8 protein-coding genes are annotated in these 19517 nt (G+C 38.4%); all 8 read right to left on the reverse strand.

Annotation, left to right across the window (positions count from 1 at the left end; translation table 11 throughout):
* Positions 1-6207: MBG domain-containing protein (locus BZG01_RS07680; protein WP_281256420.1), on the reverse strand; the 6207-nt coding region annotated here is incomplete at its 3' end.
* A gap of 339 nt (positions 6208-6546) precedes the next feature.
* Complete coding sequence (locus tag BZG01_RS07685; protein ID WP_101309248.1) at positions 6547-7452, reverse strand: helix-turn-helix domain-containing protein; 906 nt, start codon at positions 7450-7452, stop codon at positions 6547-6549.
* A gap of 282 nt (positions 7453-7734) precedes the next feature.
* Positions 7735-10002, reverse strand: coding sequence for a S9 family peptidase (locus BZG01_RS07690; RefSeq protein WP_101309249.1), 2268 nt, complete (start codon positions 10000-10002; stop codon positions 7735-7737).
* 76 nt (positions 10003-10078) lie between these two features.
* Entirely contained in the window at positions 10079-10903 is an 825-nt protein-coding gene (locus BZG01_RS07695; protein WP_101309250.1) for a M90 metallopeptidase family protein, read from the reverse strand.
* A gap of 15 nt (positions 10904-10918) precedes the next feature.
* Positions 10919-12115: a glycoside hydrolase family 27 protein gene (locus BZG01_RS07700; RefSeq protein ID WP_101309251.1), complete on the reverse strand. Its 1197-nt coding sequence runs from the start codon at positions 12113-12115 to the stop codon at positions 10919-10921.
* A gap of 158 nt (positions 12116-12273) precedes the next feature.
* The gene (locus BZG01_RS07710) at positions 12274-13890 is read right to left on the reverse strand and encodes a RagB/SusD family nutrient uptake outer membrane protein (RefSeq protein WP_101309253.1); all 1617 of its coding nucleotides are present in this window, start codon (positions 13888-13890) and stop codon (positions 12274-12276) included.
* Positions 13891-13900: 10 nt separating this feature from the next.
* The gene (locus tag BZG01_RS07715; RefSeq protein WP_101309254.1) at positions 13901-16900 is read right to left on the reverse strand and encodes a SusC/RagA family TonB-linked outer membrane protein; all 3000 of its coding nucleotides are present in this window, start codon (positions 16898-16900) and stop codon (positions 13901-13903) included.
* A gap of 225 nt (positions 16901-17125) precedes the next feature.
* Positions 17126-19489: a glycoside hydrolase family 127 protein gene (locus tag BZG01_RS07720; protein ID WP_101309255.1), complete on the reverse strand. Its 2364-nt coding sequence runs from the start codon at positions 19487-19489 to the stop codon at positions 17126-17128.
* Positions 19490-19517: the final 28 nt, after the last annotated feature.

Below are 19517 nucleotides of genomic sequence, written 5' to 3' on the forward strand. Positions count from 1 at the left end.
ATCAGTTTCATCTTCACCTGTTATAAATCCAGCATAAGTAACAGTAAATCCACTGTATACGGCTCCGTCGTACTCTTTGCTTTTGTTTTCGGCTGTAATGGTCAAGGATTTTTGAGTAATGTCCAATGAACCATCAACAAATGTAATGGCATAATTGGATGAAGTCAATCCGCCCGGAGTGATGACATAGCCGGTTCCAACATTGGTTGCTGTTGTTGCTGTTCCACTATAAACAAGTGCTCCTCCCAGATCAGTTTCATCTTCTCCACTTATAAATCCAGCGTAAGTAACAGTAAATCCACTGTATACTGCTCCGTCGTACTCTTTGCTTTTGCCTTCGGCTGTAATGGTCAAGGCTTTTTGAGTGATGCTAAAGTCTTTACTCACAAAAGTTAAATCGTAGTTCAATCCAGCACTCAGGCTTCCCTGAGAAATGGCATAGGTACCTACAGACTCTCCACTTGTTCTTGACAGTGCTCCGCTAAAGGAATCTCCAGCTTCCAATACTGAAGATGCAGTGTAAGTAAATGTCGGATCTGCATCTCCGTAAACTTTCGTCTGACCTGCATCAACTGTTACCGTTATTGCTTTTTGGGTTATATCCAATGAACCATCAACAAATGTAATGGCATAATTGGATGAAGTCAATCCGCCCGGAGTGATGACATAGCCGGTTCCAACATTGGTTGCTGTTGTTGCTGTTCCACTATAAACAAGTGTTCCTGATAAATCAGTTTCATCTTCGCCTGTTGCGAAACCGGAATAACTTACCGTAAACGGGCTGTAAACCGCGCCGTCGTAAACTTTGCTTTTGTTTTCGGCTGTAATGGTCAAGGATTTTTTAGTGATGCTAAAGTCTTTACTCACAAAAGTTAAATTGTAATTCGATCCTGCACTCAGTGTTCCCTGTAAAATGGCATAGGAACCTACAGACTCTCCACTTGTTCTTGACAGTGCTCCGCTAAAGGAGTCACCGCTTTCCAATGCGGAAGATGCCGTGTAAGTAAATGTCGGATCTGAATCTCCGTAAACTTTTGTTTGTAATGCATCTGCAGTAACCGTAATGGATTTTTGAGTGATGCTAAAGTCTTTACTCACAAAAGTTAAATTGTAATTCGATCCTGCACTCAGTGTTCCCTGTAAAATGGCATAGGAACCTACAGACTCTCCACTTGTTCTTGACAGTGCTCCGCTAAAGGAATCGCCGCTTTCCAATGCGGAAGATGCCGTGTAAGTAAATGTCGGATCTGAATCTCCGTAAACTTTTGTTTGTAATGCATCTGCAGTAACCGTAATGGCTTTTTGAGTGATGCTAAAATCTTTACTCACAAAAGTTAAATCGTAGTTCGATCCGGCAGTCAGTGTTCCCTGTAAAATGGCGTAGGAACCTACAGATTCTCCACTTGTTCTTGAAAGTACCCCGCTAAATGAGTCACCGCTTTCCAATGTTGCTGACGTGGTGTAAGTGAAAGTCGGATCTGAATCTCCGTAAACTTTTGTTTGTAATGCATCTGCAGTAACCGTAATGGCTTTTTGAGTGATGTTTAATCCTTGCGAAACCTGGGTTGCCACATCATAAGTGTCGTCACCGGCTTGGTCAGCATAAATAGTGCATGAACCAACTCCAACAATATGAATCTTTCCGGCCACAATAGTAGCCACAGAAGTATTTGAACTACTATAAGAGACCGTTAAACCACTACTTGTCGTAGCTGAAGGATTAAAGTCACTGTCACCATACGCTTTATCTGAAAGAGAATTAAACGTAATGGTTTGAGTTTGTTTGGTTGTAAAACTTTGCACCCCACCATAGCTCGTTCCAGCACTATTAATTGCATACGCCTGAAAGTTGTAGGTGGTATTGGGAGCAAGTGAACCAATAGTTTCAGTAAAAATTCCAGTCGCTGCCCCATTTGAATCTTGCGTTACATCTGCTCCTCCTATCTCGGGAGATGCGTTTATCGAAGAATAGACAACCCCGGTTTCGGTTACATCAGCACTACCTTTATCTGACATATCACCTCCCATAGTTACTGAGCTTGAAGTGATAGAAGAAACCGCAGATGTAGAAACTGTTGGTGCCACATCATCATCGGTCAGGGTGATTCCTACGGTTTGATCGGTCAGCGCATCGAAAGTGTCATCACTGGAAACATCCTTCACCGCAACAGTGATTGTTGCCATGTCATCTCTGTCGATATCATCATCCACACCTGTTACTATTACTGTCTGCGGCGTGTTCCAATTAGCCGATGTAAAGGTCAGAGTAGCCTTATCTACCGTGGTTTCTTCCGTTTTATCACTCGAAATATCAAAAACAACATCACTTGTTGGTTCTGCATTCAAAACTACGGTAAAGCTACCAGTTCCTGCATTTTCGGCAACTGTTAAAGCTGTTTCGCTAACTATAAAACCAGCTGTATCATCATCGGTCAGGGTGATTCCTACGGTTTGATCGGTCAGCGCATCGAAATGGTCATCGCTGGAAGCATCCTTCACGGCAACAGTGATTGTTGCCGTGTCATCTCTGTCGATATCGTCATCCAAACCAGTAACTGTCACCGTCTGCGGCGTGTCCCAATTAGCCGATGTAAAGATCAGTGTTGCCATATCTACCGTGGCTTCTACCGTTTTATCGCTCGTAACATCAAAAACCACGTCGTTGGATGGCTGAACATCTAAAACAACTGTGAACGTACCTGTTCCTGCATTTTCATCAATTGTTAATGTTGTTTCGCTTACCGTAAAGCCTGGTGTTGTTGATGCAAAGGCTAAATATGCTCCATTATCAGGATTTATCGAAGCCCAATAATAGGTTCCATCATCAGCTAAATTAACAATATCGTCAGAACTGTTGAATGTTAAGTCATTAGATGCAACCAAAACAGGTATTCCTGAAGGGAACGTTATCGCTGTTTTTGGTATAGCAAAATATACATTACCCACTATACGGGTCTCATCTACTTTCCAGACACGGTCCGAACGGTTATTGGTGCCACCGTTAAAACTTGAAGTAAACGAATTATCCGTGCCGTTGTTGTGTCCCATCATTATAAAGTTCCCATCACCAAGCACCGTTCTGCTTCCATCAAAGTTTGACGAAGTAAAATCATTCGTTGTTGCCAGAATAGGGCTGTTACTGTTATTTACTGATTGTGATACCTTTTGATTTAATCCTGAAGCGTCATCCTGACCAATACCAAAAATGTCGGTTACATAGCCTGTATTATCGGAAGCTGACCAAATAACGGTACCATCAGAAGTCAGATAATCGCCAGCTGATGTTTGATCCAAAGTAATACCGTATTTAAGTGCAAGGTACGAATCTATCTTTTGTTGATCGGCAATGGAGATATTAGCACTGAATACCACAACCTCAGCAATATTTCCTGTCCAGAATTCGCCAGTAACATCTGCGATATCAGCTCCGATGCGCATACGACTATTTACCGTGTTCCAGGTTGGAGGTACACCGTCGGTATCGGTTGTTAACGTTACCCCGTCAGCCTGAAGATATGTTGTTGATGAGCCATCGAAACCTCCGCCAATAATGTGTGGTTTGTTCAATGTCCAAAAACTACTGCTGGTTATATCGTTTGTAGCCTCCCATGAACCATAAACAAGACTATTACTATTTACCGAACCCGCTATTACATGAGCTTGATCTTGGGTTGCTGTTCCATGGGCAAAAGGTACATGATTTCCTGTAAAAGCTGCTGTTTGACTTGCTACCACGCGCATCAACCGGGCATCAGAACCTGAAGGAAGTCCTGTTAAACTCGCACCATCCATGGCAGTGGTACCATTAAAATATACCTGCGGATTAAAATTTAAAGAATTTTCCAGATATATTGGTTTTTCCGGATTTACCTGAGTAAAATTGTTCCCATAAGGGCCCTGGTCACTCCATTGTTCTATTGTATTGTTATTTGTAGCTTCAGTGGCGCCCAAATCAGAAAAAACCTGATCGTTCGCCTTTATCCAAAGCGAAATGCCATTTGTTACTCCGCCCGGCGCCTTTTGTATCTTAGCTAAGGTAAGGTAATCGCCGTTGCTTAAGGACACATTTGTAATTTCACCATCGGCGTTCAAGGCGCCTACGGTGGTTACACCCGAAGAGAAATCTCCGTTAGTAGTAGCAATCAAAGACCAATCATTATCATAGCCATCAAATTTAAGATTTACGTTCTGAGAGAAGTTGGTGGTGGCATCTACCTTCCATTCTCTTCCTATCCGGACGTTAAAGCCTGAGGCAGCATCCAGTTCGGTGGACTGAGCCGTCAAAGTAGCTCCGTTGTTAGCAATTACCAAAAACTGTTTGTTGTTGGCATTGTCGGTTGTTCTACCTGCATTATTGGCAGAAGTAAAATCGGGATCTAATGCTATAGTAAGAATTGAACCATCATTTGCCGATTTAGATACTTTTTGGTTCAGCCCACTGGCATCGTCACGACCTATTCCAAAAATGTCCATGTTATAGCCGTCACTATCGTCGGTCCACATACTCGTAATGCCATCTGAGGCTATGTAATTCCCGGTCAACGATATGCCATATTTAAGAGCAAGATACGACTCAACTTTCTGTCGATCCAAATCGGACAATTTTTTACGAAACATGATTACTTCGCCAATATTTCCTTTTAAATGATTGTCGCCATCCTGGGCTTCTGCTCCATCAGCGTCAAGACCGATCATCAGCGCTCCATTGGCGGCCAATTGTGATCGACCTCCCACGTTTAACACTGTAGCTGCATCCACATAAATTTGGGCAGACGAAGCATTGCTCGTAAATCCAACAAGATGAGGGATATCATCAGTCAAAACAGGAGTGGTAAGATTTCCCAGTGACGAATTATTTACTGTGATGTTGAACTGGCTGCCAGTAGTGCTACCGTCTATAAAAAAAGCGAGATCGTTAGAACCATTGTTGTCATAGTGCCAAGCGGTATGAGAGTACACACCTGAAGCCACCTGCTGTACTGAAAAAACCGACATTTCTGAAAAATCAAAATCGGCTGCATTAACAGCGGACGCCAATCCTGTGCCCACTCCGTCGAAAGCAATGGTTGAGTTGAAATTATTCGAATTCTCAGCTAAAGTTGGAGCTACAGTACCAATGCTTGGGGATTGTATTAAACTAACGTTCAACGCCATTTTATTTTGCGACTGGTCTATCCATTCGGCATTAGTCGAACTGGTATAAGTAAACCCTTTTTCGGCATTAAGCCAAAGCTCAAGGTTATCGACAATACCACCGGGGGCTTTCGGAAGAACCATATCCAAATTGGTGGTTATTGCCAGGTTGATATCAGGATCTGAGGGTGTTCCTCCATACTCAACAATATAGCTTAAGCCAGTGGTATTAGCTCCGTCTCCCCATGTTCCCGCTGTGCGGCTTGCCTTGTACATCAGAAGACAATCCTCACCACCATCGTTATTGGGTTCTCCCGGATACCAGTTTGTATAACCGGTACTTACGTTAGTTCCTTTGTCATAAAACTTTGTTCCGGATTCTGTTCCGCCGGTCCATAACCAGCTACCTTCTGTAGTTGCATCACTACCACCAAGCCACACAGCTCCAATATTCGAAGGTATTTTATTTTTGATAAATGTATTTTCTTCAGCAGATGTAATAGCAGTCAAATACCCTTGCAAGCCATAATATGTTTTTGCACTGGCTTCTGACGAAGAAGTATTGAAACCCTTAGCTGTTAATACAACCTGATAAAAGTGCCCATTCCCCAAACCTTCATCTTGTGAGAAATAATCGCTATTGGCCAATGAAATGGTCATTGTGCGCTGGTCATAGCTCGCAGAACCGGTGGCAGCATCATTTGAATAGGTAATGCTGCGTACAGCGGCCTGGTAATTAGTGGGTGAGGCATCTCCACTTAATTTAAGGATTCCGGTATTTTTATCAAAACTTCCGGTTATTCCGCTTTGATTAATAAATGAAAGATTATCCTGGTCGCTGTGATGGCCGGTAGAATTAAAAGATATGGTTAATCCTTTAATATTATCACCTTCAGCATCGGTAATGGTAAAGTTTGGGAATACAGTTACCGGAGTATTTGTTTCGGTATAATACTTTGGAGAAGTATCATTTCCATTCATTACTGGTGGATTATCGACTGCATATAACGGGTTTAGCCCCATCAATAAAAATAAAAAACAGATTTTCAAAAGTGAGAAATAGTTAGGCTTCATTATATTGGGTTTTTAATTATGAAATCAATGGTTAAGGTTGTAGATATTATCTTCTATTCGATTGTTGCCTGTTTGGATGAAAGTGAATAAGACACTTACAGATACTGACAAACAATCTCCGAATTAGAACCTATAGACACCGTATTAAAATCAACTTTCTATGTTCAAATATACAAGTTGGCCAGAGGTTACAACAACATAAATCACTGTATTGACAACACAAATCACCGATTTCGCAACACAAAACCACTATTTTGGGAGAATTGGAAAAACAAAAGAGGCTGTTATGCTCGGTTTGCACAACAGCCTCTTTTGTTTTTAAAGATCAACTATGTTATTTTATGTCAATTTTCGGTACTCCTGAGGTGTAAGACCTGTTTTTGTTTTAAATAAGCGACCAAAATAATGCGGATATTTAAATCCCAATGAATATGCAATTTCGGAAACAGAATCCTGAGTAAATAAAAGGCGTGATTTTGCTTTGTCAATTAGAACACTATCAATATGATCTTTGGCACTTCTGCCGGTTTCTTTTCTCAATAAGTCACTAAGGTAATTTTGCGAGAGATTTACTTTTTCCGCTATGTATGAAACTTTAGGCAACCCATACTTCTCAAGCAACTCTGGTTGCATATATTCTTTTAGTACATTTTCAACTTTCACCAGGATATCTTTATTCTGGATTGCTCTGGATTCAAACTGTCTTTCATAAAATCTCAGGCAATAATTTAAGAGCAACTCCAAACATGAAACGATAACTCGTTGACTATGGTTATCAGTACTCAAGCTGCATTCTCTTATTATTTTTTGAATACAGTCATTTAATGTTTCCTTTTCATTATCTGATAAATGCAATGCCTCATGAGTATCGTAATTAAAGAATGAATAATTGTCAATGTTATCACCCAAAGAAGTTCCTCTAATCAGATCCGGATGAAAGAACAACATCCAGCCATGTTCCTGATCAAAATCAGTGGTCGATTTTGCTGCAATAACTTGTTGCGGAGCTGTAAATGCCAATACTCCTTTATCAAAATCGTAATCATTTTTCCCATAATGAGAAGCACAATCGGCATTTTTTAACCCGATATAATAAAAATCAGCACTAACTTTAACACCGACTAACTCTTCTGTTATTTTCAATTTCGACACATCAATCACACTGATTAAAGGATGCTGGGGAGGGGCAACCGCTAACATACTATGCAGTTGCGAAATAGAATTTACTTTGATGATTGTTTCCATTTATAAAAGATTTTTATTACAGAATTTAAACAAAAATGTGTAATTTTTTTTTAACATTTCGTGTAAAAAACAGTATTTTTTTATTTATGCTAAGTCACTTTTTTCCCGTCAAACTACAAAAAACATAAAAAAATAAGCGACTATTCCCGGTCATATTGTTAGCAACAATGAAATTAAGTTCAACCTTATTCAGCGCCTATTATTTCAAATAAAACGCCCACTTCTTTCCATTAAAGCAGTGGGCGTCAATTACCTATGATATATATACTAAATAATTACAATTTATTTTTTTATCTCGTAACAATCAGGAGCTTCTTTGTGCCACAAATTCTTCACAAAATAATCCCAGCGTTTCCTGATGAAATATTTATTGTAATAAAGACTGCTGTGATCGCATTCCGGTACCAACAGCAATTCAAAATCTTTATTGGCTTTTATTAAGGCATCTGCCATTCGCATGGATGAAGCCGCATTTACGTTGTTGTCCATGTTACCATGCGCCAGCATTAATTTCCCTTGCAGATGATCTACTAAAGACAAATTGGATTGCTCGTCGTAATGTTTCCCTGCCGGAAAACCCATGTACAATTCGGGCCACCATGCTTTGGCAATTCTGTGATCGTGATTCCCTGCAGAAGAAACGCCAACCTTGTAAAAATCAGGATGAGTTAACAGTGCATGTGCCGCATCGTATCCTCCGGCCGAATGACCATAAATTCCAACATTTTCGATATCGATATATGGATATTTAACCGCCATTTCCCTGATGGCTTTGATATGATCGGGAGCACCTATATCGCCAAGGTTTTTATAAGAGAAATCATGAAATTTTTTGGACCGGTAAGCAGAACCCAGTCCATCAACCGTAATCACCACAAAACCGATTTGTGCCAATGACACATCCATACTGTACAAGGCCGAAGTAAATGATTTAGGTGTTCGAATTGTTTGCGGACCAGAATAAGTTCCATCTATTATCGGATACCTTTTTGTAGAATCCATATTAAAAGGACGATAAATCACTCCATAGATGTCTGTTTTGTTATCTCTCGCTTTTACTTTGTACATCTCCGGAGCTTTCCATCCCATTGCAACAAGGTCCTCAATATCAAGCTGTGCAATATCCAAAATCTTATTTCCATTTTTCGCATCTCGAATTAAAAAATGGTTTGGCAAATCAACCCGCGAATAATCATCGAATACATATTTACCATTCGGACTTATTGAACAGGTATGAGTTGCATTTTCAGGGCTCAGCAATTTCAATCCTGAGCCATCAATGTTGATTGAATACAAATACGTGTAATATGGGTCACCTTTTTCGATACCACAGGCAGTGAAATATATTTTCCCCTTTTTATCATCCACTTTACAGATTTCGCGGACCACATATTCACCCTTGGTGATTTTATTTATTTGCTTACCGGTTTCATAATCGTACAAATACAATTGATTCCATCCTTCTTTCTCCGATGACCAAATAATTTTGTTACTGGTTTTATTTATCCGGTACAAAAGCATATTTACATCCACATAGGTGTCAGCGGTTTCGGAAATCACGGTTCTGGATTTTCCAGTCTCAACATTTATATCAATTAATTCCCTTGTTTGATACCCTCTTTGGTAGCGAATGATATAAGCATGTTTATCAGATTTCCATTCAAAACCACCTTCTAAAAAGCTTGCATATTCAGGAAGGTCACATTCTATTTGTTTACCCGATTCGATATTAAAAATAACATACGAAGTTTTAGCAAGACATGTATCACCCGCAAGTGCACGTTCATAAGAGTATACTTCGGCCCGCAATCCTTTTTCAGGAGCACTGTGATACATATATAAATTTTGAGCTTCTTTACGGTTAAATTTGCTGCAAATAAGATATTTTGAGTCAGGAGACCAATACGCACTTATTCCGTATTCTACATCTTGCTTTTTGCTTTCATTTCGCACAAATTCCCACGGAATGGAATTGCCATAACTAAGTGTTTCACACCCATCTTTACTTAAGGGAACAATATTACTGCCATCTTTGTCTTTCAGATAGATATTATAATCCTTTATAAATGCAATTTGTTTGTTGTTTGGAGCAGGCACCTCAGTTATATTTCTTTTTTCGGGATTAACTGCCAATTTTAATTGATAGTTTTTTAAATTGATTTTAAAACAAGAAGTGTCTACAGTAAACTTTAATGTATCTCTACCCTTTAAACTAAGTCCGGTTAATTTTAAATCATACGCTTTGTATTCTTTATGCAAAAAACCGGAAATTTTTTCTGCCAGTTTCTCATGATCAAACAAAGGTGTTTTTTGTTTCTTTTTTAAGTCTGCCAAAAAATACTCATTCCCTTTTCTTGTTTTGGTTGAATACCATAATGAATCTCCCTTACCAATCCAGTTGGGTTGAATTCCTGCATTATAAACTTTAGCCCGGGAATTATAGTAAAGCCACTTTTCAGCTTCCTGATAGTCTTTCAACTCTCCCTGTGCAAATATATTTCCTGCGCAAAGCAGTAAAAATATAATGATCGTTATTTTCTGAACTTTCATTTGTTTTTAATTAATAGTATGATGTAAATTATTAAAGGCTTTCACACTCCTATTCAGCAACCATTTTTTTCTTTTACTATTCCCGATATAAATTGGCTGTAGAATGACGGGATGGACTTTTTTCGAATTCAGGAAAATACCGCGCAACAATTTCATACAAATCAGGATCGTATTTCTTCATATCTTCCCGGGTATTCACCCAATTGTGTTTTCCATCAGGAACCTTAACTTCGGCATTCACATTAAACCAGTTCTGAACTCCTTCGGCCCAGTATTCATATATATTGGTAGCGGCATACATTTTTTTGTATTTCCCTTTAGCAATGGCATTATCCAATTTTTCCTGCAGTAAATTGTTGAATGTAGAATCGATTGGTGCAATTCCAATCAAATGAATTGCATGTGCAAATTCATGAACCAAAATATCTTCAGCATGATATTTATCAATCTGATAAGCAAGCAGATTCTCTTCAGCACAAGATGTTAACGGCAGTTCCATATCACCGCCAAGTCCCCGGGCTCTCAAATCCCAGTTCAATGTAGTGTCCTGAGCCAAATGAGCATGTTCCGGAATATCTGTTGTCCCTTCGTAGCGAGCCATAATTGCAAGCCGGGCATTTTCTTTAACCATCTGATTTAAAACTTCACCCGGCAAACTTTTAGTCATAAAATCGACAATATTACAAGCTACATAAAAAGCGGAATCAGGAACCTTATTGGAGCTCATAATATGAATTCCATTCACGTTAACATACTTTTTATAGAATGAATCGAATTTAAAACCGGAAGGCGGAGATGTAATAGTAAATATTTTTTGCCCTGACTGATCCGTTTTTTCATTCTTTGCAGATGCCACGTACAAAGGCATCAAAACCGCGATAAGAATAAGAATTTTTTTCATTTATAATGTTTTTTATTATTTATTTAACTTCGACAAGCGAACCAACAAGCTTCCATGAGGAGGAATTTCTTTAACAAGATTTTCATTGGTTTTCCCAATAATTTTATGTTCCCACAAATCTTTTACATGATATACATTTCGATGGATACTAACATCTGTGGCAAAATACATCGTCTGTTTTTTCCAGTCGTAATCCAGTTTCCAAACTTTATCAGTACGGTTTAAAAAGCAAACAGCCACTTCTCCGTCAGCAAGAGGTTTTGCCCAGATTTCATATTCGCCCATGTCCATAAATTTTCTGGCCTGGTGCCCATCTGAATCCTGATCAATTGCTATTACCTCCTCATTCATAAGAATTTCAGCTGTTCCCTTATCCAAATTTCGCAGGTCGTTTCCTGCCATCAATGGTGCGGCCAACATGGCCCACATCGAAAAGTGTGTTTTATTTTCATCCGGTGTCATGCCTCCATTTCCCACTTCCAGCATATCAGGATCATTCCAATGTCCGGGACCTGCAAATTCATATAAATCGGTTTGTTTATCAATGATGTCGAGAATTCCAAGCCCGCCCCAATCAAAAGTACATTGGTAACAATCCCGAATATCGGCCGTTGTTCTCCACAAATGTCCGATTCCTTTCCCCCACTTCCAAGGCTCACTTTCGCCCCATTCGCAAATCGAAAATACAATTGGTCTTCCGCATGCCTTTAAAGCATCACTCATTGTTTTGTAGGCGGCTTCGGCTTTTTGTCCCTCATCGAAACACCAGTCGTATTTCAAATAATCTACGCCCCACGATGCATAAGTACGCGCATCCTGAAACTGATATCCACGACTGCCCGGACGAGACTGACAGGTCATTGATCCGGCGCAGGAGTAAATGCCAAATTTTAAATCTTTGCTATGCACATAATCAACAAGTATTTTCATTCCTGACGGAAACCGTTCCGGATCGGCAATAATATTTCCAAGACTGTCGCGGCCAACCTGCCAGCAATCATCAATCACCAAATATTCGTAACCAGCCTCCCGCATTCCTCTTTCGGCCATTGCATCAGCCATTTCCATAATCAGACTTTCGCTTACATTACAGCCAAATTTATTCCAGCTGTTCCATCCCATTGGAGGCGTAAGTGCTAACTCCTCAAATTTTTGACTGTATCCTTGAAATGCCTGAAAAACAATCAAAATTAAAAAATACTTTCTTATCATTTTCAATATTTTTTCAGTTCGATGAAATTATTTATTTACAGATGAATCCCCTAAGTAAAAAAGATTATAAACCAACTTACAAGAAAATCGCAAAAACATTCTATGTTCAAAAGAACCTTAAAATGCTTTTGCGATATGTTATTCTATTCTAAAGGTCATTAACCTCCGGTATACCCAGGGTTTTGAACCAAATTTGAATTGGTATTCAGTTCTTCCAGCCCAATTGGAAAAAGGATCGTATGCGCCCCTTGAGGTTCATGATTGTACCAGCTTTTTGTTTGGTATACACCAAATCGAATCATGTCTGTTCTACGTCTGAATTCAGCAGCAAACTCCCAACCCAATTCATCTAAAAACCGACCATACAATACAGCAGACTGATCTCCGGGAGAATCGATTGTTCCATCTTCGGCCAATGTTCCATATTGAATGGTTGTATTTCCCAACAATTCAGCTCCGGTTACCTTTGCATCGTTAATATCGTCAAAATCACGGGTTCTCACCTCACTAACCAAAACTGCTGCCTCATCACTTTTTCCTGTACGAAGTAAGCATTCAGCCTTCATGAGTAATACATCTGCATATCTAAAATAAGGCAAATCATTACTCATGTTACTTTTACATCCAGCTTCAATTTCATATTTACAAACACGATAACCTTCCTCAAATTCGCAATCATAAATACTAGGCATTTTGTTGACTAAAGTCATTACAACACTCCCATTAGTCGCATTAAGCTGATCACCATGTAACCATGTCGCATCAAATCGCTTATCCTGAGGATCATAACTATTAATAAACTGAGGATTTGCACTTGAACCACCCCATGGTTGCGCTGTCATATTAAAAACATCACGATGTGCAGGCAGCAGCTGTTTCATGTGCGCATTCCAGCCAGTTCCATTTTTATTGTCATAAGGAACAGCAAAAACTATTTCATCAGAATCTTCGTTATCAACTTTAAAAATATCCTTATAATTTGATTCAAGATCATATTTCTCACAAGCAATCACTTTGTTACAAGCAAGAATACATTTCTCCCATTCTGCAGTGCCACTATACACTTCTGCATTTAGATACATCCTGGCCAATAGCTGATAAGCAGCCCATTTTGTGATACGCCCGTATGTCGTTTGATCTACAACTTCGGTTAAATTCTCAATAACATCAGTATCAGTTAACTCATCAATGATAAATTTATAAATATCTGCCCTTGAAGATTGTTTAGGCAATTCATCATTATAAGCAATAACAAGAGGAACATTTCCGTGAGTATCACAAAGAATTGAATACCACAATGCACGCAATGCACGCAACTCTGCTAATACTTTTACTGATTGTTCTTCTTCAATTGGAAGTGATCCACTTTGAATTTGAGACATCACCCGATTTACATTATTTATCGCCTCATAACAGGTCAGCCAGGTGTTTCGGCATTGCCATTGTTCGTTATCCCATGTATGAAAGTGCATTCGTTTATAAGTTCCCCCATCATCCCATCCATTTGGTCTTGTTGGAGTAATAATAATATCACCAGGTTCCTCCTGAATATCAAATAAGCCCTGCCACCCCATAATGTAACGAAGCGGGGTATAACCAGAAGCGATTAATGCTGTTACATCAGCTTCGGTTGCCGTAAAAGTTTCTTCCAATACTTCAGAATAAACTTCCTCATCCAATTTAACACAGCCTCCAAACAAAATTGCAAGCAATAAAATAAAACCAGTAAATGCCGGCTTTACATATATACGTTCTTTTTTATATATTAATTTCATGATTCCAAGTTTAAAAGGTTACGTTAACACCAAATGTAAATGTTCTTGTAGTAGGATACTTGTCTCGTTCATCATTACCCGGAGCTAAACCTGTTTGTTTCACCTCAGGATCAATCCCTTTGTAACCAGTAAAAGTGTGTAAATTCAATCCTGATACGTAAACCCTTAGATTTTTGAAAACATCTTTATTTTTAAGATTTACAGTATATCCCAAGGTAATATTATCAATTTTCCAATAATCACCATCCTCAACATAATAACTTACATAACGCTGATCATCATTCAATACAGCTTTTCCATAAACTTTATCATAAGCAGAATTTAAGGTGTTGTATGCAATCTTTGGATTTTCATAAAACATCCGAGAAAAATTTAAAATTTGATAAGAAAATGCTCCTCTCATGTTTATGTTCAAATCAAAGTTTTTGTATCGAAAGCTATTGTTCCAGCTGGCATAGTATTTTGGAATTCCATTCCCCAATACCTGACGATCATCTGTTGATGATTCTGCTGCAGAAATTCTTTCACCATTAGGTTTTTCTATTATCCAAATGCCATCATCTGAGATATCAACACTCTTTAATCCATAGAAATTTCCTATTTCACCTCCTATTTTCACAATATGAGTTGTTGTTTGAATCGGCTCGCCGGTATAACCATCTTCCGGATAGAAAAAATCATTTGTGGTTTTAAACTTGTCATTTGATAAAGAAACCAATTCATTTTTGTTGGTTGAAAAGGTCATATTAGCTTTCCACTCAAAGTTTGGTGTTTTAATAGGAGTCACATTAATCAAAGCTTCAAAACCCTGATTTTTAATTTCTCCCACATTTGTCATGATGCTGCCATACAGGTATGGTGGTGTTGGAACATCGTAATTCCATAAAGCATCTTTGGTTTTTCTGTTATAAAAATCAAAAGCTCCGCTAACTCTACCATTTAATAATCCAAAATCAAGTCCTATATTAATTTCCTCTTTTTTCTCCCAACGCAAATCAGGATTATCATTTCGGGCAGGAACTAACTTTCGAACCCATTCTTTATTGGAATAAAAATAATCGCTATAATTTAAACTACTTAAAGAATTGTAAGAATCTGCCACATTAGTACCGGTAACACCAAAACCAGCACGTAATTTTAAGTTATCAATCCAGTTAATTTCTTTAACAAAATCTTCTTCAGACATTCTCCATCCTAAAGAAACTCCAGGGAAATTTCCCCATTTATGATCCTTACCAAACCGGGAAGAACCTTCTCTACGAAGACTTGCCATGAATAAATACTTATTGGCAAAAGAATAACTTACTCTGGAAAAGAAAGCAATCAATTTATCAGAGTATTTATAACTATCCATACCGGCTTCTCCTTTGGTCAAACCACTTCCAATTTCTAGATTATTGTACGTATATCCATCAGTAGGAAAGTATTTGTTGTTGGCCCAGAATCCTTCCGTCATGTTGTCTTCATAATTATAACCAGCAAGAACAGATAAATTATGATCCCCGGCTATCACTTTCTTATAATTTACAGTTAGCTCTGTATAGTTACCCAAATAATTTTCGGTACCACGGGAAGCAAAACCTTCTGACCCATACTTAGTGGTTGATACATGATTTTTAGTTTCATAATATCCGCGAATGTTTGAATTGCTTTTTCTGGTGTACATTCCCTTTACATTAAGCCCTTCAAATAATTTATAAGTTAAACTGGCCTTAAATCTCACATTACGGTACTTGTTTTCACCATCAGATTCTTTCAGGTATGCCACTGGATTATCGTAAAAATATACATCGCGCTCATACCAACGACCATCTTCATTTTTAATTGGTTCAGTCGGATTTCGGATTAATGCCTGTCGGTAAACATATTTATTAAAACTATATCCATCTCCACCAGTCCAGTAATTTTGTTCGCTGATTATAGTCCCGATATCTGCAGTTAATTTACCATCAAACATGCTGTGACTAACATCAATACGACCGGTATATTTTTCATTATCTGTTTTAATAAAAACACCTTGATTATTTTTATAATTAAGTGAGGCTGTTAAACTTGTATTTTTAGTGCCACCTCTAAAAACAACATTATGAACATGGCTGACAGCTTTTCTTGTAATTTCATCCAGCCAATCTGTATTGGCTCCATAATCTTCCAAATTAGCTCCTGTAAACGAATAACCTTCATTCCACTTTGCTCTTAAGTCTTCAGCATTCATAAAATCGAGCTTTCGGCTGATAGATGCAATTGAGACATAACCATCGTAGGAAATGGTAGGTTCCATACCTTTAGTGCTTCTTTTTGTTGTAATAATGATAACTCCATTTGTTCCCCGGGTACCATATATTGCCGAAGCCGATCCATCTTTTAATACATCGATAGATTCAATATCTTCCGGAGCAACAGATTCAAGGCTTCCCGGAACACCGTCAACCAACACCAAAGGAGCAGAACTTCCTAACAATGAGGAATTTCCCCGCAACATGATTGCCGCTCCTTCTGTTGGATCTCCTGAAGGTGTTGCAATGGTTAAACCTGCAACTTTTCCTTGAATCAATTGAGCAGCATCTTTTACAGCTCCCTTAATAAAATCATCAGACTTAACGGATGCAATAGCACTGGTAACATCACCTTTTTTAACACTACCATAACCGATTGCAACAACTTCATCCAGTCCAAAAACATCCGGACTCATAACAATGCTTAATACCTGATCAGTATACTCAACCTTCTGATCTTTAAATCCAATAAATGAGAAATGAATTACATCTCCAGCAGATGCCTGAATCATAAATTTACCATCGATATCGGACACTGTGCCAACGGTTGTTCCATCAATAAATACAGAAACACCCGGTAATGGAACTCCAGAATCATCGACGACAGAACCTTGAGCAAGTTTTTGGGAGAAAACCTGCCCAGATAAGCACATAAAAATCACTAAAACAAGTAAAAACCTTAAACAGCTGTTTTTATTACCAAGCTGTTGAGGGGGGATGACAATTTTTTTCATAAATGTTATTTTTGGGTTAAAAAATATGACTCAAATCTGTCTATTCTTTAGGCTTTGGACTATCACTATTGTTTAAAAAAGTAACAAGCATGTGTTATAAGTCATTTTATTGAAAAAAAATATCCTCTCACAGACAAAAAAAAAAACTGCAAATCTCTCTTTTGAGATTTGCAGTTTTCAGAACTATCCACCATTAAAAAACTAACTAAAATATTCTTTCCTTATTTATTGCTTAACAGTTCTTACACCAAATACCGGTCCTGCTCTATGCCCTTCGTGAGGTTTAAATGTAACCAACACTTTATCTTTGGTCATGCAAATATCATCGGGCAATTGGTATAAGATATCAACGAATTCACCCGGCTTTTTATCTGCGATATTTTCTGTAGCAAGTAATTTTCCGTCAATCAAGATATCAAATGTTTTAGCACCGGTACTTCCGCCCCAATATTCAACAGCCAAAGCCAATCGATTTCCTTTCATCAATCCCATTTCGAAGGACATTACACCACCTCTGTTAACAACACGGGATCTTTTATTTTTTATCACATCAACGGATGATTTTTCGCTTGTAAAATTATGATCCCGTTCGGGCTGCATTTCTCCTGGTTGGAAAAAGTCAACTGTCATTTCTTCCAATTTCTTTTTCTGTGCTTGTTTAGCTTGGTATTCCTTTTGGTATTTCGCCCATGATTCCTGGTTGAAAATATCAAAATATACAGAATACCTTACATCATGCACTTTATAGAATGGCTTCAAAACAAAATCATGCAAATATCCAACCGAGTCGGTTTTGAATGTATTTACTTCTCCTTCAACAGAACTCAACCAATTCGAAGGATCTCTATCTTCTGTCATAATTACAGGCACATACATTGCATCAGTTGCTTTTGGATCGTCTTCCGGGCCCAATTCACCAGCCATTACCATCGGACCATACATAACCGCAACACGGTTGCTGTCATCAGGCATGGTTTCCAAACGAAGTGAAAAAGGCATCTTATATTCCAATACATCTCCATTTTTCCAGGTTCTTTCAATGGAAATAAAACTTTGCGGCTTTTGATCAACAGATATCTTTTCCTTATTGATATAAATCTCCACACCATTTTCTGCCCATTTTGGGTAGCGTAACTTAAGTACAAATTTGCTTGGTTTTTCGCAGTTAAACTCCAATTTTGTTCCTTGTTCTTCTGGGTAAACAGTTGTCTGTTTTACAATCACACCTTTGCTTTTCCAGTTTAATTGAGAACCAATAAATTGAGTCACATATAATTCATTATTGTTGTGAAAATAAATGTTTGCTCCATATTTTGAATGATTCTCCATTCCTGTGCCCACACAACATGTAAACCAATACGGATCCTGATATACCTTATGACCACCCATTTCCAATGACAAATTATAGATCACCCGACCATCAACAGGGTGCTGAGAGGATAAAATATGATTGAATAATGCTCTTTCATAGAAATCGGCAACTTCAGGAGCGGCATCCCACTCAAAAAGATGACGGGACAGCTTCAACATATTGTACACATTACATGTTTCAGTGGTATTTTGACTAAGGCGGTTGCGCAAATGATCCGACTCCCCAAAATACTCATGATTGCAATTACCTCCTGTAACATAGGAGTGATGATTTACAACACGATCCCAGAAAAACTCAGCCGATTCTCTATCAGACAAATCCCCGGTAAGCTCATAACGACGTGCACATCCAACTAATTTTGGAATTTGTGTATTCGCGTGTATTCCCGGCAAAATATCAACATGATGAGCCAAAGAATCAAGCACCTTTTTGTGATGAAAAACCTTAGACAGCTGCAGATATTTCTCATTCTTGGTTAATCCATAAAGATCAGCCAACGACTCATTAATTCCTCCATGCTCACAATCCAGCATGTTCTGAATTTGTTCATCATTTAAGTCTTTTACAATGGTTATTAACCAATCTGCAAATTTTATATTGATTTGTAAAGCCTTCTTATTCCCGCATAAATTATAAGCATCAGTCAAACCAGCCATCACTTTATGCTCGGTATAATAGGGCACCCAAATTCCATTCAAATCAAATCCTTTCGAACGTATATCTCCTTTTGCTACTTCTTCTTCAAGAATATGCTTTCCGTCAGGGAAAGCACCTATATATCCCTCACCATCAGCATTCTGACAAGCTTCCAATTCATCAACAATGTAGTTAACCCGGTCAAGAAAACGCTTGTCGTTTGTTGAATTATACATTAAGGCACAGGCACTTAAATAATGCCCTAAGCTATGTCCTGCTATTGTATTTGCCTCCCAGCCATCATAATGCTCTGCTTTAGGCTGAAGACCTGCTTCGATCCGAAATTTTGCCAGCAATCTGTCTGGTTCATAATTCAACAAGCTCTGCACATTTAATTCCATGGCCTTTTCGAAAGGTCCATCAAGCAATTTAACATCCTTTAAATCAAATGGCAGTACTTTAAATTCAACCACTTCAGGACCGTTCGTGCTTATCCGATTATCTTCGATACCTGAGCAAGAAGATAATCCAACTCCAATACAAATTGAAAAGAATAAAGCACTACAAAAATCGAATCTCATATTTTAATAATTATATAGTTATCAGAAA

Origin of the sequence: Labilibaculum manganireducens (assembly GCF_002843385.1) — a bacterium.
GTDB classification, from domain to species: Bacteria; Bacteroidota; Bacteroidia; order Bacteroidales; family Marinifilaceae; genus Labilibaculum; species Labilibaculum manganireducens.